At 66.4% G+C, this 22,552-nt stretch carries 10 protein-coding genes and 2 pseudogenes; 10 read left to right on the top strand and 2 right to left on the bottom strand.

Annotation, left to right across the window (positions count from 1 at the left end; all coding sequences use genetic code 11):
- Positions 1–43 precede the first annotated feature (43 nt).
- From ACQ4W6_RS12430 to ACQ4W6_RS12385, 10 genes and pseudogenes are all read left to right on the top strand, one after another.
- Positions 44–391: pseudogene (locus ACQ4W6_RS12430) on the top strand (GntR family transcriptional regulator).
- Entirely contained in the window at positions 388–1,254 is an 867-nt protein-coding gene (locus tag ACQ4W6_RS12425) for an ABC transporter ATP-binding protein (protein WP_436567490.1), read from the top strand. Before ACQ4W6_RS12430 ends, ACQ4W6_RS12425 begins: the two are co-directional and overlap by 4 nt.
- Positions 1,255–1,256: 2 nt before the next feature.
- Entirely contained in the window at positions 1,257–2,255 is a 999-nt protein-coding gene (locus tag ACQ4W6_RS12420; RefSeq protein ID WP_436567489.1) for a hypothetical protein, read from the top strand.
- Positions 2,256–3,044: 789 nt separating this feature from the next.
- Positions 3,045–12,104: a hypothetical protein gene (locus ACQ4W6_RS12415; RefSeq protein ID WP_436567488.1), complete on the top strand. Its 9,060-nt coding sequence runs from the start codon at positions 3,045–3,047 to the stop codon at positions 12,102–12,104.
- Positions 12,105–12,181: 77 nt separating this feature from the next.
- On the top strand, positions 12,182–13,498 hold the full coding sequence (locus ACQ4W6_RS12410; protein ID WP_436567487.1) for a TolC family protein: 1,317 nt from the start codon (positions 12,182–12,184) through the stop codon (positions 13,496–13,498).
- 28 nt (positions 13,499–13,526) lie between these two features.
- Positions 13,527–15,677: an ATP-binding cassette domain-containing protein gene (locus tag ACQ4W6_RS12405; RefSeq protein ID WP_436567486.1), complete on the top strand. Its 2,151-nt coding sequence runs from the start codon at positions 13,527–13,529 to the stop codon at positions 15,675–15,677.
- Positions 15,674–16,843 (top strand): HlyD family type I secretion periplasmic adaptor subunit, encoded by a 1,170-nt coding sequence (locus ACQ4W6_RS12400; protein ID WP_436567485.1) that lies wholly within the window; start codon positions 15,674–15,676, stop codon positions 16,841–16,843. The genes ACQ4W6_RS12405 and ACQ4W6_RS12400 overlap by 4 nt, the downstream gene beginning before the upstream one ends.
- A gap of 89 nt (positions 16,844–16,932) precedes the next feature.
- Positions 16,933–17,556: a T6SS effector phospholipase Tle3 domain-containing protein gene (locus tag ACQ4W6_RS12395; protein ID WP_436567484.1), complete on the top strand. Its 624-nt coding sequence runs from the start codon at positions 16,933–16,935 to the stop codon at positions 17,554–17,556.
- The gene (locus ACQ4W6_RS12390; protein WP_436567483.1) at positions 17,495–19,252 is read left to right on the top strand and encodes a T6SS effector phospholipase Tle3 domain-containing protein; all 1,758 of its coding nucleotides are present in this window, start codon (positions 17,495–17,497) and stop codon (positions 19,250–19,252) included. Before ACQ4W6_RS12395 ends, ACQ4W6_RS12390 begins: the two co-directional genes overlap by 62 nt.
- Positions 19,249–20,987 (top strand): annotated as a pseudogene (locus ACQ4W6_RS12385) (type VI lipase adapter Tla3 domain-containing protein). Before ACQ4W6_RS12390 ends, ACQ4W6_RS12385 begins: the two are co-directional and overlap by 4 nt.
- Before the next feature lie 22 nt (positions 20,988–21,009).
- Here ACQ4W6_RS12385 and ACQ4W6_RS12380 read toward each other — a convergent pair.
- Together ACQ4W6_RS12380 and cysE are read right to left on the bottom strand one after the other, a co-directional pair.
- Entirely contained in the window at positions 21,010–21,702 is a 693-nt protein-coding gene (locus ACQ4W6_RS12380; protein ID WP_436567482.1) for a YceH family protein, read from the bottom strand.
- A gap of 31 nt (positions 21,703–21,733) precedes the next feature.
- Positions 21,734–22,483: a serine O-acetyltransferase gene (gene cysE / locus ACQ4W6_RS12375; RefSeq protein WP_436567481.1), complete on the bottom strand. Its 750-nt coding sequence runs from the start codon at positions 22,481–22,483 to the stop codon at positions 21,734–21,736.
- Positions 22,484–22,552 lie beyond the last annotated feature (69 nt).

Below are 22,552 nucleotides of genomic sequence, written 5' to 3'. Positions count from 1 at the left end.
TTACTATTCGGCATATTCAGCCGCGTTTCTCGATGCACTGGCGATCGAACTACGGCAACATGCCGCCGACAGCTGGTGCATCTACGACCATACGACGGCCGGCGTAGCCCTGCCATCGGTAAGCCAGGTGGCGGCCGACTATCAATTGAATCCCATCACGGTGTCGTGCGCCTATCAGGAACTGGTCGACGATGCCCTGGTGGAAAAACGCTGAGGACTCGGTATGTATGTCATGGATGGCGCCCGCGACAAGTTGCTGGCCAGCGAACGCGAGCGCTTCCTGCGCGAAGAGTGGCCTACCTTACTGGAACACATCACACGCCTGGATCTTGACCTGGAGCAACTACTACAGGCCAAGCGCGACGGCGGCGCAAACGGAGAAAATGCATGAGCGAATTGAACAAGGACAGCATCATCAGCGCACGCGGCTTGCGCAAGCACTACGGCAAGCAGGCGGCCATCGATGGCATCAGCTTCGATATCGCACCGGGGCGCATTGTCGGCCTGATCGGGCCGAATGGTTCTGGCAAGACCACCACCCTGAAAGCCATCCTGGGCCTGACGGGCTTCGACGGCGAATTGTCGGTACTGGGACGCGATCCGCGCCTGCAGCGCGACGCGTTGATGGATGACGTCTGTTTCATCGCCGACGTGGCGATCCTGCCGGGCTGGCTGCGCGTGCGCGACGCCATCGATTTTGTTGCCGGCGTGCATCCACGCTTCGACCGCAGCAAGGCCGAGCGCTACCTTGCGCACACCAGGCTGGCGCCGAAGATGAAGGTCAAGGCCATGTCGAAAGGCATGATCGTGCAGCTGCACCTGGCGCTGGTAATGGCCATCGACGCCAAACTGCTGGTGCTCGACGAGCCGACCCTGGGCCTCGATATCCTGTACCGCAAGCAATTTTATCAAAACCTGCTGGAAGACTACTTCGATGAAAACAAGACCATCGTCATTACCACCCACCAGATCGAGGAAGTGGAACACATCCTCAGTGACCTGATGTTCATTCGCGACGGCAAGATCGTGCTGGCCGCCACCATGGAAGAGGTGGGCGAACGCTATATCGAGGTCATGGTGGGGCCGCAGTATGTCAACCCGGCGCGCGCCCTGCTGCCGATCAGCGAACGCAGCGTGTTCGGCAAGTCGGTGATGCTGTTCGATGGCGTCGCCCGCACCGAGCTCGCTGCCCTGGGCGAATTGCGCACGCCCAGCCTGGCTGACCTGTTTGTCGCGACCATGAAAGGATCGTAGCAATGAGTATTTCCCCCATGAAAAAGATGCAGTGGCTGATCAGGCGTGAATTGTGGGAGTACAAGGGCATGCTGCTATGGACGCCCACTGTCATCGGCATCGTCATGACGTTGCTGGGCACCTTGATGACGGTCGGCACCATCGCCAAGACCAAGATGCGCACGGCGCTGATCTTGAATGGCGAAGAAGTGTCCTGGAGCGCCATCTTCAATACCCGCACATTTGGTCCGCGCCGCACGGAAATCATCGACACCATCGCCAATAACTACACCTACACGGCCGCGCCGCTATTCCTGGCACTGGGCTTCCTGGTCTTTTTCTACTGCCTGAGCGCCCTGCATGACGACCGGCGCGACCGCAGCGTGCTGTTCTGGAAGTCACTGCCCGTCTCAGATGCACAAACGGTGCTGTCGAAAGTGGCCATCGCCCTGCTGGTCGCGCCGCTGATCGTGGCCGCCGCTGCCAGCCTCACTTCGCTGGCACTGGTGCTGATACTGAGCGGCGTGCTGGCGGTCAATGGCATCCACGTGTTTTCCGAACTGGCCAGTTCGCCAGGCCTGTATCTGGGTCCGCTGCGCGTGTTCGGCTTGCTGCCCGTGTATTGCCTGTGGGCCTTGCCAACGGTGGGCTGGTTGCTGATGGTGTCGAGCTGGGCCAAGTCAAAAGTGTTCCTGTGGGCCGTCGGCGTGCCGCTGCTACTGCTCGTCCTGACCGTGTGGGCGGGCAAACTGGCGCAAATGGAAAACGATGTCAGCTGGATACAAATGAATCTCATCGGACGCGCCCTGCTGGGCACCCTCCCCGGCAGCTGGTATCTGTTCGAACCGGAATTGCTGCCGCAAATGCGGGGCTTGGGACAGGGTTCGCACCTGGCAAGGGTCGACGTGTTCAGCAACTCCTGGTCCAGCTTGAGTTTGCCAGCCGCCTGGCTCGGCGCGGCAGCAGGCGCGGCACAGATTTACGCAGCCATCGGCCTGCGCCGCTGGCGCGAGGAAGGCTGACAACGAGGCTGACAACGGGGCTGTCAGCGCCTATCCCACCCCCATCCTGCCACACAACGCCCCGCCCGCCGGGGCGTTTTTCATGTCAAAAAACCTCTCTTTCCCGCCTGCCGATATTAACTATATTCCTGATAGTGATTATCAAAAATCCCCTCTGCATCTAAAGACTATTGATTCAATATTCTAGAATTGATATAAAAATTACAAAATATTATTTCTATTGCATTTTATTGTCAATTAAATTTGATAATCGTTGTACCAAAAATCAGCAACTAGCAATTTGATAGCGAAGCGGGTTTTTTATGAAAGGCGAAGAAATATTGGACCCTGACAGAAAATTTTGCCGAAAACTGCCATTTCGTGACAATCAGTGATAATTACATCGAGTAAAACTCGACAGAATAAGGCTATGGGAAATGATCAAAATGAAATTAAATATTTCTTTTTTAAAACCACCATCAGAGTGACCGCATCTAAGAGTGTAGCGAAGCAGATGCATTTGACAGCGAGTATTGCCAGACTAGCCCGTTGCCGGCGCAGCAAAAGGCAAAAAAAATAGTGCAATGAGAAACAAATATAAAAATAGTATTTTAAATATTTTTTACTCCCCGCCATTTCGTCCCAGCGGTTTTAAATCAGATATGTTTTACTTGTGCTGTAAACATCAGCTGCGCTCAAGATCGATCATGGCGCAAGCCAGCCGGAGTAATCATGAATTAAATGATATTTATTGATTTTTAATGCCTTAAAAAAATTGACCGAACACATAACTATTCCGGAGAATTTCAAATGGCCACCCCACAAAATCCAGCACAAGTTCCCGTCAATGCCGAAGGCGCTGGCGCCAAAATCATCCCCCCCGCAAAAAAAGCCGCCAGTGACAAGAATGGCGGGCGCAAACTGTATGACGACGACGAGCTGGCGCCAGCCGCCGCAACCGACCAGTCCATGCCGGCTGAAAACGTGGTCGAAGTCACGGCTAGCGCCGACACCGACAAGGCTGGCGCCCTTGGCGCTGCAGCAACGGCGGCGGCGATCGCTGCGGGGGCAACTGGTGGTGCGGGCGCTGCTGCGGGCCAGGCGGGCACGCCGCAAGGCGACAGCAACGGCGGTGCTGCGGGTGTCGGCGCTGCGGGCGTACCTAGCGGCAGTGTCGTCGACGTCGCAGGGGGATCGGCTGGAGCCGGTGCTGCTGGCGGCATCGGTGGACTCGGTGCCCTGGGCGCACTTGGCGGCCTCGGCCTGGTTGCCGCCGCGGCCGGCGGCGGTGGCGGCGGTGGCGCTGCAGCGGGCGGTTCCGGCACGGGCACTGGAGGCACAGGCACGGGAGGCACAGGTACAGGTGGCACGGGAGGTACCGGCACCGGCGGCACGGGCACGGGCACGGGCGGTACAGGCACGGGTGGCACCGGCGGATCGACCGGCGGCCAGGGCGACGGCGGTACGGGCGGCACCGGTGGTACAGGCGGTACGGGAGGTACGGGCGGTACGGGAGGTACGGGCGGCACCGATCCGACGCATCAATCAGTCACCATCACGGTCACGGACGCCGCCCTGCTGGCCGCCGCTGCCGCATTGAATGCCGCCAGCAGTGCACTGGCCGATGACGCCGCTGCTGCTGCCGCCGCCGCCAAGACCGCCGCCTCGCAGGCAAGCGCCAACGCCGCCATCCTGGCCGACCAGCAGGCAGCACAGGCGGCAGCGGCAGCGGCCCAGGCCCAGGCAGCCGCCACTGCCGCAGCCGCCGCTGACGTGGCCGCACCGGTCGCCGCCGCCAACGCGGCCGCTTCGCAAACGGCAGCACAAAATGCCCTCGCCGCCGACAATGCGGCGGCAGCCGCCAACGCCACGGCCGCCGCTTCCGCCGCCGCCGCCAACGCCGCGCAGGCCGATGACGCCGCCGCAGCCGCCGCCCCGCAAGCGGTGCTCGCTGCCGCTGCCGCGCAAGCGGCAGCCAGTGCGCAAGCGGGCCTGACCGATGCCCCGGCCTTGCTGGCCGTCTCGGATAGCGCAGCCGCCGTGGCCGCCACCGCCGACCAGCAAGCCAGCCTCAGCGAGGCTGCGGCACTGGCGGTGACGGCCTACAACGATGCCGCTAACGCCGCCAATACCGCCGCCATCGCCGCTGCCTCCGACGCCGCTGCGCTGGAGGCCACAGCTGCCGCTGCCGCCACGCAGGCAGCCAACGCCGCCACGCTTGCCAGCCAGACCGATGCGGCAGCGCTGGGCGCCACTGCCGATAACGCCAGCGCGCAAGCGGCGGCAGCCCAGGCGCAAGCGAACGCCACCGATGCGGGCGCGCTGCAGCAAGCGGCAACTGCCGCGCAAGCCGCTGCGCAAGCGGCCGCCACGCAGGCAGGCGCCACCGACGCCGCCGCCTTGAATGCGGCTGCCAACGCCGCCGCGCAAAACGCCGCCAGCGCCACCGCCGTCGCCAACCAGACCGATGCAGCGGCACTGGGACAAGCCTCGGATCAAGCCGCCGCGCAAGCGGCCGCCGCCCAGGCACAGGCCGACGCCACCGACACCACGAGCCTGACCGTGAGCGCCAACGCGGCGGCCGCGAATGCTGCGCTTGCCGCCAACCTGGCGGCGCAAACCGACGCCGTCTCCCTGGCCGCCGCCTTTGACGCCGCTGCCGCCATCGCCGCCAATGCCAATGCGATCGCCGGCCAGACCGACGCCGCCGCCTTGCAAACGGTCTACAACAATGCCCAGGCCGCATCGAACGCCGCCGCCGCGCAGGCCGCGGCGAATGACGCCACCGTGCTGGCCCAGGCAGCCACCGCCGCCGATGCCGCAGCCCTGGCCGCAGCCACCCTGGCCGGCCAGACTGATGCTGCAGTGCTGGGTGCCGCCTCGGCCGCCGCCACGCAAGCGGCCGACAATGCCGCCACCATCGCCAACCTGACCGACGCCGCCGCCCTGCAAGTCGCGTCCGACGCCGCCCAGGCCGCCGCAGCCGCAGCCGCAGCGCAAGCGGCCGCGAATGACGCCAGCGTGCTGGGACAGGCCGCCGTCGCCGCCGATGCGGCAGCCCAGGCCGCCGCCACCCTGGCCAACCAGACTGACGCTGCCACGCTGGGCGCCGTCTCGGCCGCCGCCACGCAAGCGGCCAACAATGCCGCCGCCCTCGCCAACCAGACCAACGCCGTCGCCCTGCAAACGGCCTCCGACGCCGCCCAGGCAGCCGCTGCTGCCGCTGCTACGCAAGCGGCCGCCAGCGACGCCACCGTGCTGGGCCAGGCATCAAACGTTGCGGCCACCGCCGCACTGGCCGCCGCCACCGTAGCCAACGCCACCGACGCCGCCGTACTGACAGGCCTGTCGAACGCCGCCACGCAACTGGCCAGCAACGCCGCCACCCTGGCCGCCGCCACCGATGCCGCCGCCTTGCAAATCGCCTCCGACGCGGCCCAGGCTGCAGCAGCAGCGGCCGCCACGCAAGCGGGCAATACCGACGCCACCGCCCTGACCCAGGCCTTTGACTCAGCCAATGCACTGGCCGCCAATGCAGTCGCGCTGGCCAACGCCACCGATGCGGGCCTGCTGGCCGCTGCCGCCGCCACTGCCGCGCAAGCGGCCACCAATGCCGCCGCCCAGGCCGCCGCCACCGACGCCACCGCCCTCGGCCTGGTGTCCAACGCGGCGCAAGCGGCGGCCACGGCCGCCAGCACGCTAGCGGACTTGAGCGACGCCGCCGCACTGACGGCCGCGTCGAATACCGCCGCCACGGCCGCCGCCAACGCGCAAACGCTGGCCGATGGCACCAATGCAGCAGCGCTCGGCACGGCAGCCGCCATTGCCGCCAATGCGGCGAGCGCTGCGCAGACGCTGGCCAACGCCACCGATGCGAGCGCCCTGCAAATCACCTCCGACGCCGCAGCGGCCGTCTCCCAGGCCGCCGCCGCCCAAGCTGGCCTGACGGACGCTGCCGCGCTGGCCTTGGTGTCGAACGACGATGCCGCCGCCGCGCTGGCCGCGCAAACCCTGGCCGACGCCACCGACGCCAATGCACTGCAGGCCGCCTCGAACACGGCTGCTTCCGTAGCGGCCAACGCGCAGACGGTAGCCAATCTGACCAACGCCGTTGCCCTGCAGGCAGACTACGATGCGAAGGCGGCCACTGCCGCCACCGCCAACGCGAACGCCGCCGGCATCAACCTCAGCGCGCTGATCAGTGCAGCCGACGCCAGCGCCCTGCTGGCTGCCGCCGCCAACCTGACGGCGGGCCAGACCAGCGTGCTCGACCTGACCGCCATCGTCAACAACCTGCAAGGTACCTTCGATGCCGCCGATCTGCTGGCAGCGGCCACCGATGCCGATGCGCTGGGCCTTGTCTCGACGGCCCAGGCGCAGGCTGCGGCAACACTGCAAGATACTGCCGACGTGACCGACGCCGCCGCCCTGGCCGCTATCGCTGCCACTGCAGTCGATGCCGCAGTGTTGGCTGCGGGCGTAATCATCGATCTGAGCGCCGTGAGCGCCGCCGCCACCGCTGCTGCCGCATCGGCCGCCGCCGCCGCCACCGCCGCCCTGACCGATGCCGATACGCTGAGCGTCATTTCCACCGCTGACGCCGTGGCGGCAGCCGCCGCCCAGTTGCTGGCGTCGCAAACCGACGCCACTGCACTGGGCCTGCTGTCGAGCACCGCCACCACCGCCGCCATCGCAGCACAAAACGCGGCCAACCTGACGGACGCCGTCGCACTGGGCCTGGTGTCGACCGCAGCGGCGGCCGCAGCCGCCACCGCGCAGACGGCTGCCAATGCCACCGACGCCGTCGCCCTGGGCCTGGTATCGACCGCCAATGCCGCCACCGCCGGTGCGCTGGCCACCATCGCCAGCCTGACCGACGCCACCGCACTGGGCCTGGTCTCGACGGCCGACGCCACCGCCGCCGCCACCTTGCAGGCAACCGCCAACCTGACCAATGCCGTCGCGCTGGGCGTCATTTCAACGGCCGCCGCCACCGCATCGACGGCAGCGGCCAACCTGGCCAACCTGACTGACGCGGTAGCCCTGGGCAATGCATCGACCGCTGCCACGGCTGCCGCCAATGCCGCGCAGGCGACCGCCAACCTGACCGACGCAGCCGCCCTGGGCCTGGTCGCCACCGCCAATGCGGCGCTGGCCGCCACCGCGCAAACGACGGCCAACCTGACCGACGCCGTCGCGCTGAACCTGGTATCGACAGCGGCCAATACGGCTGCCTCTGCCGCGCAGGCAACGGCCAACCTGACCGACGCGGTTGCGCTGGGGACGGTATCGACCGCCGCCACGCAGGCCGCCAATGCGGCCGCCGCCACCGCCAACCTGACGGACGCCGTCGCGCTCGGCTTGATTTCGACGGTCGACGCCACCACCGCAGCCGCCTTGCAAAACACGGCCAATCTGACCGACGCCGTGGCGCTGGGCCTGATTGCGACCGCCGATGCTGCGGCAGTGACCACCGCCAATGCCCTGGCGGGCCTGCTCGACGCCGTAGTGCTGGGCACAGCGCATACACTGGACGCCACGGCGGCCACGCAGGCCAGCACCGTGGCCGCGCTGACCGATGCCGCCGCCTTGACCGTCATCGCCAACAATGACGCCGCAGCAGCGGCAGCAGCGGCCGCCCATTCGGCTTCGCGGCCACTCGATCTGGTTGCCGCGCTGGCCTCGACCCTTGCGGCGACCACGGCCACGCTGTCGCGCGCCGCCGCCGATGGCGCCATTGCCGACGATGCAGCGGCTACTGCCGCCATCGCCCGCTCGGCCGCATCGCTGGCCGCGCTCAATAACGCAGTTGCGGCCGACAATGCCGCTACCGCCGCCGCCGCTACCGCTGCGCTGTCGCAACTGGCAGCGCAAACCGCGCTGGCCGACGACGCAGCGGCGGCCGCTTCCGCCACCATCGCCGCGACCTCGCTGGCCGCCACCCAGGCTGCGCAGGCGGCCGACGCCGCCGCCGCATCGACCGCCGCCACCGCCACCAATGCCCTGTCGGCGCTGAATGCCGCCCTGGCAGCCGATGCCGCTGCCGCATCGACCGCCGCCAACGCCGTGCTGGCCAACGCCGCCACCGCCGCCGCGGTGGCCGACGATGTGGCTGGCGCCCTGGCCGCCACCACGGCCACGGCCTCGCAAGCGACCGCCAATGCGGCGCTGGCAGCCGACGCCGCCGCCACCAGCGCCGTGACCATCGCCAACAATGCCATCGCCGCCCTCAACAGCGCCCTGGCCGACGACGCCGCCGCCGGCAGCGCCGCCCTCAATGCGGCCAACACCCTGGCCGCCACCAATGCGGCGATTGCCGCCGATACTGCCGCCGCCGTCGCCGCCAATGTCGCCGCCATCTCGGCAGCCGCCGCGCTGGCGGCGCAGGCCGACGACGCCGCCGCTGCCGCGGCAGCGATCGTGGCCGCCGCCTCGCTGGTCACGACACAAGCTGCGCAAGCGCTCGACAGTACGGCCGCCACCGCCGTCGCCACCGCCAACTCCGCCCTGGCTGCCTTGAACAGCGCCCTGGCCGACGACGCTGCAGCAGCCGCCGCAGCGACGGCCGCCAACAATGCGCTGGCCGCCCTCAACGCAGCGATTGCCGCCGATACCAACGCCGTCAATACCGCCATCACTGCCGCCGCATCGCTGGCGGCAACCGCGGCGGCCCAGGCCGACGACACCGCCGCCGTCGTCGCCGCCGGTCTGGCCGCCACGGCGCAGGCCGCGGCCGATGCCGTACTACTCGGCAATCCCGCTGCCAACGCTATCGCCGCTACTGCCGCCGCCGCCCTGGCTGCCGCCAATGCCGCGCTCGCCGACGACAATGCGGCCGCCAACGCTGCGCACATCGCCGGCATCTCGCTGGCCGCCACGCTGGCGGCGTTGAACGACGACGCCGCCGCCGTCGCCGCCAACCTGGCGCTGAATGTGGCTATCGGCGACCTGAACGTTGCCGTCGACGCCGATGCCGATGCGATCACTGCGCAAAACCTGGCCAACGCCAATGCGCTCGTCGTCATCAACTCGCGCGCCGCCGTCGACGCCGCCAACCAGGCCAATGCCAACGCCGCAGCCGCGCTGGCCACGCTGAACGCCGCGCTGGCCGACGATGCCGCCGCCGCCGCCGCGGCAGCCGCCGCCGCTAGCGCGCTGACCGCCGCCAATGCAGCGCAAGCGAACGACTTGGCCGCCGCCGCTGCCGCCGCCCAGGCAGCCATCTCGGCCGCCGCCACGGCCGCCGCGCAAAGCGACGATAGCGCCGCTGCCAGCGCCGCCACGGCTGCAGCGGCAGCGCTGGCCGCCTTGAACACGGCCCTGGCCGACGACGCCGCCGTCGCCGTCGCGCAAGCGGCGGCCGTCACCGCGCAAGCGGCTACCACGGCAGCGCAAAGCGACGATGCCAGCGCGCTGGCCGCGGCCACCGCCGCCGCCCTCGCGCTGGCCGCCGCCACTGCCGCGCAAGCGGACGACACTTCGGCAGCCACGGCCGCCGCCAACGCCGCCGCCGCGCTGAGCGCCTACAACAATGCGCTGACCGCCGACGCCGCAGCAGCAGCAGCAGCAGCAGCCAATGCCATGGCCCAGTGGGCACTGTCCACTGCCCAGGCCAACGATGCGGCCGCCACCGCCGCTCTGGCCGCCGCTGCGATTGCACAGGCAGCCGCCACCGCCGCGCAAAACGACGATACGGCCGCTGCCAACGCGGCCAACGCCGCCGCCAGCGCGCTGGCTGCCTTGAACAGCGCACTGGCCAACGACGCCGCCGCCGCCAGCACGGCTGCAGCCGCCGCCGTGGCCGCCACCGCCGCCCAGGCCGCAACGGCCGACGACGCTGCCGCCGCAGCCGCTGCAGCAGCGGCCGCCGTTGCGCTGGCCGCTGCCACGGCGGCGCAAAACGACGATGCCGCCGCCGCCCAGGCAGCAGCGGACGCCGCGGCCGCCCTGTCCGCACTCAATGTAGCCCTGGCAGCCGATGCCGCAGCAGCCGCCACGGCCGCTGCGGCCATCACCGCCGCCGCAGCGGCGCAAGCGGCGTTGAACGACGATGCGGCCGCCCTGGCCGCCGCCAATGCGGCCGCCAATGCGCTGCTCGCCGCCACCGGTGCGCAAAACGATGACGCAGCGGCGGCACAGGCAGCCATCGATGCCGCTGCCGCGCTGGCCGCACTGACCGCCGCGCTGGCCGACGACACGGCCGCCGCCAACACGGCCCAGTCGGCGCTGGCCGCCGCCACTGCGGCGCAGGCGGCGCAAGCTGCCGATACGGCAGCACTAACCACCGCCGCCCAAGCTGCGCAAGCGGCCGCCGCGCTCATCGCCGCGCAAAACGACGACGCCGCAGCGTCCCAGGCAGCCGCCAATGCCGCTGCCGCCCTGGCGGCGCTCAATGCCGCCCAAGCCGACGACGCGGCCGCCGCCGCAGCCACGCAAAACGCCGCCGATGCACTGGCTGCCGCCCAGGCCGCGCAAAGCGCCGATGCGGCCGCCCTGGCCGCTGCCGTACAGGCATCGGTGGCGCTGTCCGCCGCCAACAGCGCGCAAAGCGACGACGCCGCAGCGCAAGCGGCGCAAGCCAACGCCGCCGCCGCACTGGCCGCCTATCATGCGGCGCAGGCAGACGACGCCACCGCGGCAGCTGCCGTGCAGGCAGCCGCCGCCGCCCAAGCCAGCGCCCAGGCCGCGCAAGCGGACGATGACGCGGCCGTGCAAGCGGCCGCCCAGTCCGCGATTGCCCAGGCAGCCGCCACGGCAGCGCAAAACGACGATGCCGCCGCCCTGGCAGCATCGGCCACCGCGGCAGCCGCCGTGGCCGCGCGCGATGCTGCCCTGGCCGACGACGCCAATGCGGCAGCAACCGCCAATGCGGCCAGCGCCGCCCTGGCGGCAGCGACTGCCGCACAGGCCGCCGACGCCGCGGCAACGGCGGCCGCCATCGCCACCGTCAACTCGCAAGCGGCACTGCAGGCCGCCCTGGCCGACGATGCGATCGCCGCCATCGCCAGCCAGAACGCCGCCACCGCGCTGGCGGCGTATAACGCGGCGCAGGCTGATGATGCGGCCGCAGTGCAGGCGCTGGCAGCCTACGATGCGGCGCTGGTCGCGGCGCAGCAAGCGATCGCTGCGGCAGCGCAAACGGACGCCGTGGCGCTGGGCCAGGTCGCCGCCAGCGACGCGCAAGCGGCCAGCGCGCTGCAAGCGACGGCCGACCAGAGCGACGCCCATGCCCTGACCTTGCAAGCCCAGGCAGACGCGCAAGCCGCCACCACCGCCCTCGACGCCGCGCAAGCGAGCGACGCGCAAGCCTTGAGCCTGGCGGCCAACGCCGCCTTGTCCGCCGCCGCGCAAGCCCATGCGCAAGCCGACCTGACCGATGCGGCATCGCTGACGGTGGCCGCCAATGCCGATGCGGCAGCAGCCGCCGCGGCGCAAGCCCAGGCCGACCTGACGGACGCATCGCATCTGTTCGCACTAAGCCAGGCCGCCTTGCACAATCCGCTGACGGTGGCCGACTTCCATACCGGCCTGCCCTCGGCCGGCGGCGACGTGATCGACATGTCGGCCATCGTCGACCTGACGGCGTCGATGGCGCTCGGCGTGTCGCTCGATACGGACTTCGTCAACAACAATATCTTCATCTTCAATGACACGGCGGTGTCGATCGGCGCGGCGGCCAGCGCGATTGCGGCCGACGACAGCGTCTTGTCGGGCCAGGGCTACATCGTCATCCGCGATATCGACAATGGCGGCGCAGTGACGGTGTACCACTCCAGCGACCTGAGTTCGGCACAGTCGCTCGACACGGCGCTGGTACTGCTCAGTAACGTCAATATCACGCAACTGCAGGCGGCCAACTTTATCGTTTGATGGCCAGCAGCAGGGCGGGAGGCGCCAGTCTCCTACCCACCTCGAACCTTCAGGCCACTTGAGCCAGAAAAGACAGGATGAGATTACGCAGTTTGCCAGCAATACCACTTCGCCGGCGCCCCTGGCCCGGCATCCTGCCCTGCATCGCGGCCGTACTGGCGGCCGTCGCCTTGGCCTGTGCTTCCTCTTTTGCCAGCGCCCAAAGCGCCACCGCCTGGAGCTTCGACCAGGTCTTGCAGCAGGCGCTGCAAAGCCATCCGAGCGTCCAGGGCAAGCGTTCTGCGCAGGCGGCCGCGCGGGCCGACCTTGATGGCGCGCAATGGCAGCGCTTTCCCAGCCTGTCAGCCGAAATACCCACCGGCTCGCAGGAAACGGGCGGCGTGGTGCGCATCGAGCAGCCGCTGTGGAGCGGCGGGCGCATCGACGCCGGCATCGATGCCGCCGGCAGCCGGGTCGACGCGGCCGGCGCGGCCATCGAGGAAGAACGCCTGAACCTGTCCCTGCGCGTGATCGCCGCTTATACGGAAGCGCTGCGCCAGACGGCCCGCGCGCGTTCGGCCGAAGACGGCCTGGCCGAACACCAGCGCCTGCTGGAAATGATCAAGCGCCGCGTGGTGCAGTCGGTCAGCTCGCAAACGGACCAGCGCCTGGCCGAATCGCGTGCCTACCAGGCGGCCAACGATGTATCGAATGCGCGCCAGGCGCTGGAGAACGCGCTGGCGCAGCTGTCGCAACTGGCCGGCAAGCCCGTGCGCCTGGTCAGCGGCAGCGGCATCGGTGTGGGCGAACCGCTGCCCGACGCCAGCCTGGAACGCGTCATGCGCCAGGCCATCAGCTACTCGCCCACCCTGCACCGCCTCGATTTCGAGGCGCAGGCGGCCGACTCGGAAATCACCCTGCAGCGCTCGGCCTACATGCCAAAAGTCGTGCTGCGCATGGAAAAGCCCACGGGCGGCATCAATGCCGACAACCGCACGCGCGCCATGCTGGTGCTGCAGGCGCAGCCGGGCGCCGGCCTGTCGGCCAAGGCTGGCGTGGACGCCGCCGTGGCCCGGCGCGAAGGCGCGCGCGCGGCGCACGATGCGGCCGAACGCGACGTGCGCGAACGTTTTACCCTCGACTGGAACGAAGCCGAAGCGAGCCGCCAGCGCCTGGACAACGCGGGCGAAGCCAGTACCACATCGACGCAGGTGTTCGAATCGTACGCGCGCCAGTACGTGATCGGGCGCAAGAGCTGGAACGATGTGCTTAACGCCGTGCGCGAAGCCACGCAGGCGCAGTTTTCGCTGGAAGACACGCGCGCGCAGGCAATTGCCGCCAGCCTGCGCCTGGCTGCGCAGACGGGCACCCTGGCCGGGCGCACGGCGCCGGCAGCCTCGATACGCGCCAATTGACACCAACAGAACAGAAACAGGAGACAGCGTGGATACCTCCATCAAACATGGCTTGCTGACACTCATAGGCCAGGCCGCGCGCCTGACAGGCCAGCACCTGGCCGCCGCCCGCCTGGCCGACCTGCAGCGCCAGCTCGAACACGTCGATGACAACGACGCACCCAGCGTGGTCCTCTCCACGACCTGGCAGGCGGCCGGGCTGGAAGGCGCGGCGCGCCAGTTGCACGAACCGACGCCGGGCGAGCTGCCGTTCGCCGTCTACAGCGCCAGCACCGGCTGGGGCTTGCTGCAGTCGCGCGGCGCCGATGGTGCCTGGCGCGGCGAAGGCGCCGATGGCCGCTCTTTGCAACTGGCCTCGCTGGCCGGCCTGGCTTGCGTGGGCCTGCCCCGCCGTCCCGAAAAGAGCGCGGCGCGCCCCGGCGCCCTGGGCCTGGTGCGCGACGCCCTGTGGCTGAAAAAAGGCGTGTTTGTCGACGCCGTGCTGGCCACCGCGCTGGTGACCTTGCTGACCATGGCCACCTCGCTGTTTTCCATGCAGGTGTACGACCGCGTGATTCCCAACCAGAGTTTCAATACCCTGTGGGTGCTGGTGGTGGGCGTGGCGCTGTCGATCGGCCTGGAATTCATCCTCAAGCAGGTACGCAGCCGCATCGTCGACCATTCGTGCAACGATGTCGACCATGAGCTGTCCGAGTGGTTTTTCCAGCGCATGCTGGGCATCCGCATGGAGGCACGCCCCGCCTCCGTCGGCACCCTGGCGGCGCAAGTGAAGGGCTTTGAAATGGTGCGCGGCGTGTTGACATCGACGTCCCTGTTCGTGCTGACGGACGTGCCCTTCGCCCTGATTTTTCTCGCCATGATCACCATCATCGGCGGTTGGTTGGTGGTGGTGCCACTGGTGGCCCTGCCGCTGGCCCTGGTGTGCGGCCTGATGTTCCAGCGCGCCATCCAGAACCACACGCGCAAGAATCTCAATGCCAGCAACCGCAAGGCTGGCCTGCTGGTGGAAGCCGTGGATGGCGTCGAAACCCTCAAGGGCAGCAGCGCCGAATGGATGATGCAGGCGCGCTGGGCCGAACTGGTGGCCGAGACCAGCCACGCCGAGCAGAATATCCGCGATTATGCGGCACTGTCGCAAAACATCACGGCCGCCTTCCAGCAGCTGACCAATGTCGCCCTCATCTCCATGGGCGCCTGGTTCGTGGCGGAAAACCAGATGACCATGGGCGCCCTGATGGCCTGCACCATCATCAGCAACCGCGCCCTGATGCCCATCGTGCAGCTGCCCGCCGTGATGGTGCAGTGGGCGCATGCGCGCGCCTCGATCGACGGCCTGGAACAAGTCATCAGCCTGCCCAATGAAGCCGACAACGCGCAATTCGCGCTGACGCCGCGCAGCCTCGACACCGGCTTGCGCTTCGAGCGCATCCGTTTTACGTATGGCGGCGCGCAAAAAGTGGCGCTGGAAGTGGAAAGCCTTGCCATCCGTCCCGGCGAACGGGTCGGCCTGGTGGGCGCCATCGGCTCGGGCAAGAGCACCCTGCTGAAACTGGCCTCGGGCCTGTACCAGCCGGCCGAGGGCAAGGTCTACCTGGGCGACGTCGACATGGCCTTGCTGGCGCCACCCGTGGTGCGTGAAATGATCGGCTACCTGCCGCAAGAGACGCGCCTGTTCAGCGGCAGCCTGCGCGACAACCTGCTGTTGGGGCTGGCCGATCCGGGCGAGGAAGCGATTTTGGCAGCGGCGAAACGCACGGGCCTGATCGAACTGATACTCGGCCAGCCACGCGGTTTGGCGCTGGCCATTACCGAGGGCGGACGCGGCGTCTCGGGCGGCCAGCGCCAGCTGATTGCCGTCACGCGGCTGCTGCTGGCCAAGCCAAGAATCTGGCTGCTCGACGAGCCGACGGGCGCCATGGATGCGAAGACGGAGGCGCGCATCGTGGGGCTGCTGGGCGAACTGGCGGCCGAAGGCGTGACCCTGGTCGCCACCACGCACAAAAATGCCCTCTTGCCCCTGCTCGACCGGCTGGTGGTGCTGCAGGCGGGGCGGGTGCTGCTCGATGGCCCGCGCGACGCCGTGCTGGCCAAGCTATCGGGCAAGCCGCAGGCTGTGCCTTCTCCCTCTCCAACTCCCGTCCCCGCCTCCGCGCCGGTGGCGCAAGGAGCAGTCGCATGAAACTGGCCAAGGTGGAGACAAGAGAAGAAGCCAAACGGGGACGCGTGCTGATCTGGGGCTGCGCGGCGGCGCTGGCAGGCGTCATCGCCTGGGCATCGTGGGCGGAGCTGGACCAGGTCACGCGCGCCAATGGCCAGGTGATCGCCAGTTCGCGCAACCAGATCATCCAGGTGGCCGATGGCGGCGTGCTGGCCGAATTGCGCGTGCATGAAGGCAGCGTGGTGAAAAAGGGCGCATTGCTGGCACGTTTCGACCGCACGCGCGCCGAGACGAGCTACCTGGAAAGCACGGCCAAGGCGGCCGGGCTGAAGGCAGCCGTGGCGCGCCTGCAGGCGGAGGTATTTGGCGGCGCACCGAAATTCCCCGCCGAGTTGCAGGCCTTTCCCGAGTTTCGCGCCAACCAGCTGGCCCTGTTCAGCAAGCGCCAGGGCGCCGTGCAGGCCGAAGTGGCCGCACTGGACAGCGCCATGAAACTCATCAAGGAAGAGCTGGAGATGAACTTGCCGCTGCTGGAAACGGGAGATGTGAGCCGCGCCGATGTGCTCAAACTGCGGCGGCAGGTGGTCGACATCCAGGCGCAGATCACCAACCGGCGCAACAAGTATCTGCAAGACAGCCAGACCGACCTGGTCAAAGCACAGGAAGACCTGGCCGGCGTGCTGCAGACGGTCACCCAGCGCAAGGAGCAGCTGGGTTCGACCGACATCTACGCGCCCACCGACGGCATCGTGCGCAACGTCAGGCTCACCACCCTGGGCGGCGTGGCCAAGCCGGGCGAGGAAATCCTGCAAATCGTGCCCACCGACGACGACCTGATCATCGAAGCGAAGGTCAAACCGGCCGATATTGCCTTCATCAAGCCCGGCCTGCCCACAGCCGTGAAACTCGACGCCTACGACTATGGCATTTACGGCCGCCTGCGCGGCACCGTCAGCTACATCAGCGCGGATACTTTGAACGAAGACAACAAGGGCAATGAACAGCCCTACTACCGCGTGCAAATCAAGACCAGCGGGCGCAACCTGATCGGCAAGAATGGCGAACCGATCCTGATCCAGCCCGGCATGACGGCCACCGTGGAAATCAACACGGGGCGCAAGACGGTCCTGCGCTATTTGACGAAACCAATTGCCAAGACATTTTCGGAGTCGATGGGGGAGCGCTAGGCGCGGCATCGCCGAACTCCTTGTTTCAGCGCAATTGATCCGTCATTCCGCCGCCCTACACTGTCCTGTCCGGTCAGCAAGGAGCGGCGATGGCGTATCCGAAACTTCCCTACATCAGCGGCAAGAGTAACGCCCTGCTTCATTGCGCGCGCCTGAGCAACGCCATCGTGCGCATCCGCCCGGAATTGCCGGGCAATGTGATCGTCATCCACGGCGTCAACGACGTCGGCACCAGCTTCGGCGCCGTTGAACAGGGCCTGTGCCAGGGACTCGATACGCGCATGTACGGCGGCGGCCACGTCTTCACGCCCGCCGCGTACCGCATGCCGCAGGCGGCCGACAAGGACAAGCTGGAAGCCGATCCGGACGCCGTCTACTTCAAGCGCCAGCTGACTGGCACCACCAACAGCCCGGTGATCCCGTTTTACTGGGGCTTTCGCGAAAACAGCAACGCCAGCAAAGTGCTCAACGGCCAAAATATCGACCGCTACGGCAACCGCCTGGACAAGGATATGTCGAAGAACGGCGGCCCATTCGGCAACGCCACCAACACCCTGCCCGACATGTGGAACAAGGGCCTGTTTTCGCCGAGCGATGTGGGCGGCGACCCCGTGCGCCCCTTGATGACGGCGCCGGGACGCATGTACATGCGTGCTGGCGGCCAAGCGCCTGGCTGCGCTCATCGCCATGATCCGCGACTACGACAGCAATGAGGTGGTCTCCGTCGTCGCGCACAGCCAGGGCTGTTTGATCTCGCTGCTGGCGCAAGCCTTCCTGCTTGACGAAGGAAAACGCCCGGCCGACACGCTGATCCTCACGCATCCGCCCTACAGCTTGGTGGAAGATACCAGCATGTTTTTCGGCACCGTGGAAGCGAGCCGCATCTTTGGCGGCGGCCACGATGCGCCGATGCGCGAGCAATACGTGGCCATCAACAACCACCAGACCTTCCATGCACGCCTGCAAACGCTGGTGCAGATCGTGCAGGGCGTGGTGGCAAAAAAACACGCCACACCGGCCTTTGCGCAGATCAAGGACCACGCCGTCTGCAACGGCATGGCGGGCGCAGCGTGGCGCGCAGAAGCGGACCGCGACAACCGGGGCAAGGTGTACCTGTATTTTTGCCCCGAAGACATGACGGTGGCGCTGGACAATATGCAAGGTATCGGCTGGCAAGGCGTGCCCGACTATCACGATGGCCATGGCCTGTCGAAAACCGAGGGCAAGACGGACAAAAGCATCTGGGGCGATGGCCCCACGCAGTGGGACAAGCAATTCCAGCGGCGCCAGCCCATGAAGGAATTGGGCGCGGGATTTTACCAGCGCGTCTTCACCAACAAGCAACGCCTCGATGCGGCCGGAAAGAACAGCGGCCCGGTACTGGTGGGCTTGCCGCCGCACGACTTCGCGCTGCGCCTGGACGGCGAGGATGACCACGCCCACGTGGCCGGCGCCAATCAGGGCCACCGCGCCAACCATGACGAGGCGCCGTGGCCGCCCGTCAAGTCGGGCAAATGGAATATCTTTTCAACGGAAGCAGGCCGGCGCGAAGGCTTGCGCACGATCAACGGCGAAGCGCTGCGCGTGCCCAGGGCGGCCGTGCTGGATGGCGGCGAAATCCACCCCGCGCAGTTCCCGAAGGATTCCATCCAGGCTAGGCTGCCGCGCGACCAGCAAGGTCCGTGCGAGGAAGTCGATCCCATCGATGCGGCCATCGCCATTACCAGCAAGCAAGGCGTGCGAAAACTCCCGCGGAAAGTCGTCGATGATCCGCGCCCCCAGCATGACCGTAAATCGGAATACAACTATGGTCCTTTCAGCCCGGCAGCGCACAAACAGGTGGAGCAAGCCCTCAATCTGGGCAAGGAACCGGGAGACTGGCGCGAGCTCGAACGCGTCGCCCGCTACCCGCGCGGTGGCGACCTGCTATTCATCGACCCCATGGAACCCCCGAACGAGGCGCGCCAGCGCTGGCAGCATGAAATCAGCCCCAAATCCTTCCACGGCGCCATCATCGGCAACGCGGAAAACCACCGCAACGTGACGGCGTATGACGTGGCAATCGGCGGGGGCAAGGCGAGCAGTGATCCGAAGTTTTACCGGTATTTGTGTGCGGTGGCGGATTGGCGCCTACAACGAAATATCTATGCTCCGAAGCGACTATCCATCCTCGGATGGGAAGAGTTCTTGACGCAATTTGGTATCTATTGGGCGGCTGAATCCACGCAACACAGACAAATTATCGAAGGTAATGCTCACTACTACAGTTCGGGAGTACTCCCGGCCTGGCTACCAGCCCTGCACGCTGGCCTGCCCTCCACCGTCGTATGTGAAACCTTGACCGGCAGACGCACCGAATCGGTCGTCACGCCAGTCGTCCACAAAGCCAGCGATGACATCCCAAAATGAAAAACTTGCTTCCACGCTTGAAGTATCCGCTCGGTGCTGGCCTTGGTGCAATGGCACTGCTACTGCTTTGGTCTTTATTGATCGGTCAATCACATTCCTTACTGGAGTCCACGATGAGCAGAAAAATATGGCAACACCTGCAATGGCTCTTGCTGATCCCGCCCATCGTGGCGGCCACATTACTCGGTTCACGCTGGTTGCACTCTACCAAGCCTGCGGCGGTGGCAAAACAGCAAGCACAACAGGCGGCTCCCAGCGAGCAGGAGAAACGCGAGTATGTTCTGGAAGTCATCGGTCTCGGCGTCACCCTCGACAAGTATCGGCAGGGCAAGTTGTGGGAAGCGCTGCAGAAGGGAAACGCCTATGCCAGCATCCGCGAACAGGATAAGGAAAAATACCCGTGGGATGCCATGGAAAGGTCTGGCATGTCGGGGAGCCGTGGTGGTGACGCGCTGGAAAATGGGGCAAAGTATATTCCCATGTATTTCGGTGTTCCTGTTTTCAATGCAGAAGCGCCTGTCTTCAATTCGCGCATGGTGGACAAACCAGATGCTCCACTCATCGGTTTAACAGGTGGCGCCGCACCCTCCGGCCTGCACTGGCATCTGTTCATTGCCGGTGCGCGCCGCTTCAGCGAACACCCGGACCGCATCCTGGAAGACGTGTTCGCTTTTTTTGACGCCCATCCCGACGTGCCGTACATCGTGCTCAACTCCGAAGACAGCACGCCCACGCGCGATCTGTACCGGCCCAATGAATCGCCATCGCTCGTTAAAGACGGCCGCTATATGCCCGAAATGCCCGACGCCTCCGCCCTCTTCGTGCTGGCGCGGCGCGAGCGCATCGAGGCCGTGCGGAAGTTCGCATACGATGACGCACCGCCCGAGGACAGCGTCGATGACCTCAACACCTATGGCGTGGCACGGCGGCTGTACCTGGCTTACTATGAATTGATGGGAACCGTGCCGCAGGCACGCCTGGAAAGTGATCCTACGGCAATCACGCAGCGGCCACCTTTAGTTGCCGAATGGCTGCCCGTCGCAGCACAATTCGCGCAACGCCCCGATATCCGTGGCACAGGCAGCTTCAGCATGTTCGACAGGCTCCAGCACAAGACCTACCATCCGCCGAAAGACTGGCAGCCCACGCCGTGGTTTCCCTTGCCCTTCAATAAGGAGCAGCTGGCGCAGCTCGACCGCCTGCCGACCTTCGGCTTCATCCACCGGCCTACTTTTGTCAAGATGCTCGACAAGGATGGCAAGCCCTTGACGCGCCGCGACCAGCGCGAGCAAGCCTTGCTTGCCGGCTGGCAGGAAGCCTTGCGCAACCTGCCCGAAGCCGAACAGCCCGCCGCGCCAGCGCGCCTGATCGCCGCCACCGGCGGCAGCACAGAGCAGCTGGTGGCGCTGCACAAGACTTTGTTAAAACACGCGCAAGATGGCGGCACGGAACTCGACAGCGGCAACACGGCGCAGTGGATCGATACGGATCAACGCCTGGGCAATACGGCGCGGCCACCCTGTTCGTGCAGATGGCTATCGGCGTGATGGGTAGCTACCGCGATGGCGGCGTCAGCGCGGCGGTGAACTTGCGCAACCCGGACGAAGCGTCGATCGTGCTGATCAGTCCACCGTCGGATGAAAAACGCCGCACGCAAAAACACCCACATGGCGGCGACGTGTTCCGCCACCATGTGGCGCCAGCCATCGATCCGGCGAATTATCCAGAAAATTGAGCGGCACGACAAAGGCTACTGTTTACTCGAACTGCTTGCGAAACGCCTCGAACTGCGCCGCCAAGCCATCGAAATCGCTGCGCAGTTGCAGCACTTCCTGTTCCAGCTGGGCCACGCGGCTACCCTGCTGTGGCGCGCTGACGGCGCCCACGTAGCCGGCCGCCGTCTCGATTTGGGCCAGCGCTTCTGCACCGCCTAGCAAATGGCCGTAGCGCGGCTCCTTGGCGCCCGGCGCGACGTTCAATTTCGCCACCAGCGGCGGGTATTTATCGATCAGGAATTGCAGGCCGGATTCCACCTCGGCCACCGACTTGAATTCATGCACGCGGCCGCTGCGGCTGCGGATTTCGCCCGCCGTCTGCAAGCCGCGCAGCATCAATATCGCCAGGATGGCCAGCTTGTCCTGCTCCAGCGACCATTTGATGCGCATGCGGTGTTCGTACTTGGCGACCCTGGCGCCAGCCTGCGTGATGCCGTTAACGAATTTGCGCTGCATCAAGCGCTGCAGCACGTCATACACGGTTTCCTCGGAGAGGGCCATGACGGGGTCGCGGCTGGACAGCTGGTTGCAGCCATTGGTCAGCGCGTTGAGCGACAGCGGGTAGCTGTCCGGCGTCAGCGCTTCCTTTTCGGCCAGCACGGCCAGCACGCGGATCTCGAATGGGTCGAGCAGGTTAGGATTGTCGGTGCTTGCTGCAGTTACATCAGTACTCATGCGTCATCCTCTTTGGTCAGTCCGCCAGCTATCAGTCCACCAGCTTGTTCATTTGTTCCGAATCAAATTTATCACATTCAGGCACAGCCTGGCAGCAAATGCCCGCCGCCTTCAGGGTGGCGAGGATGGTTTCGATGCGCTGTTCCTGCGCCACGGCGTGCGTAATCAAGCCCTGCAGTGCCTTTGACAGCGGATCGTCGCCGTTCGGCGTCACGCCATAGGCTGCGAACAGGTGCGCCGTGCTGCCTTCGCGCAGGGCGTTGACATCTTTTTGCACGACGTGCGCCGGGTTGCCGACGGCCGTGCCGCCAGCTGGCACGGCTTTCAGCAGCACCGCGTTCGAGCCCACCTTGGCGTACTCGCCCACCGTAAAACTGCCCAGCACCTGCGCGCCGGCGCCGACGATGACGCCGCGCGCCAGGGTCGGATGGCGCTTGGTGCCGCTGTGCAGCGAAGTGCCGCCCAAGGTCACGCCCTGGTAGATGGTGCAGTCGTCGCCGACAATGGCCGTCTCGCCGATCACCACGCCGAAGCCATGGTCGATGAAGACGCGGCGGCCAATAATGGCGCCCGGATGGATTTCGATGCCCGTGATGATGCGGGCAATATAGGAAATGAAGCGCCCTACCCACTTCAGCCCGCGCAGCCAGCACCAGTGTGCCCAGCCGTGCATGATGATGGCGTGCAGCCCAGGATAACAGGTCAGCACCTCCCAGCCATTACGGGCAGCCGGGTCACGTTCAATAATGCTGTTGATATCTTCGCGCAGGTGGTGGAACATAATAAAAACGGATAAGGTGGAACGCAAATGGTAGCGTATTCGGTAGGGAATTGCTGGAGGGGAAAGCAA

The organism is Janthinobacterium woesei, from assembly GCF_051380875.1.
Classification (GTDB): domain Bacteria; phylum Pseudomonadota; class Gammaproteobacteria; order Burkholderiales; family Burkholderiaceae_D; genus Janthinobacterium.
The sequence above is the reverse complement of the archived record's forward strand: the minus strand, read 5'-3'. Positions and strand labels throughout refer to the sequence as shown.

What these genes read in the sequence shown, in the direction of transcription:
- ACQ4W6_RS12400 (WP_436567485.1), top strand. Translation starts at nt 15,674, where the DNA reads ATGAAACTGGCCAAGGTGGAGACAAGAGAAGAAGCCAAACGGGGACGC.
- ACQ4W6_RS12380 (WP_436567482.1), bottom strand. Translation starts at nt 21,702, where the DNA reads ATGAGTACTGATGTAACTGCAGCAAGCACCGACAATCCTAACCTGCTC.
- ACQ4W6_RS12410 (WP_436567487.1), top strand. Translation starts at nt 12,182, where the DNA reads ATGAGATTACGCAGTTTGCCAGCAATACCACTTCGCCGGCGCCCCTGG.
- cysE (WP_436567481.1), bottom strand. Translation starts at nt 22,483, where the DNA reads ATGTTCCACCACCTGCGCGAAGATATCAACAGCATTATTGAACGTGAC.
- ACQ4W6_RS12415 (WP_436567488.1), top strand. Translation starts at nt 3,045, where the DNA reads ATGGCCACCCCACAAAATCCAGCACAAGTTCCCGTCAATGCCGAAGGC.
- ACQ4W6_RS12395 (WP_436567484.1), top strand. Translation starts at nt 16,933, where the DNA reads ATGGCGTATCCGAAACTTCCCTACATCAGCGGCAAGAGTAACGCCCTG.
- ACQ4W6_RS12420 (WP_436567489.1), top strand. Translation starts at nt 1,257, where the DNA reads ATGAGTATTTCCCCCATGAAAAAGATGCAGTGGCTGATCAGGCGTGAA.
- ACQ4W6_RS12425 (WP_436567490.1), top strand. Translation starts at nt 388, where the DNA reads ATGAGCGAATTGAACAAGGACAGCATCATCAGCGCACGCGGCTTGCGC.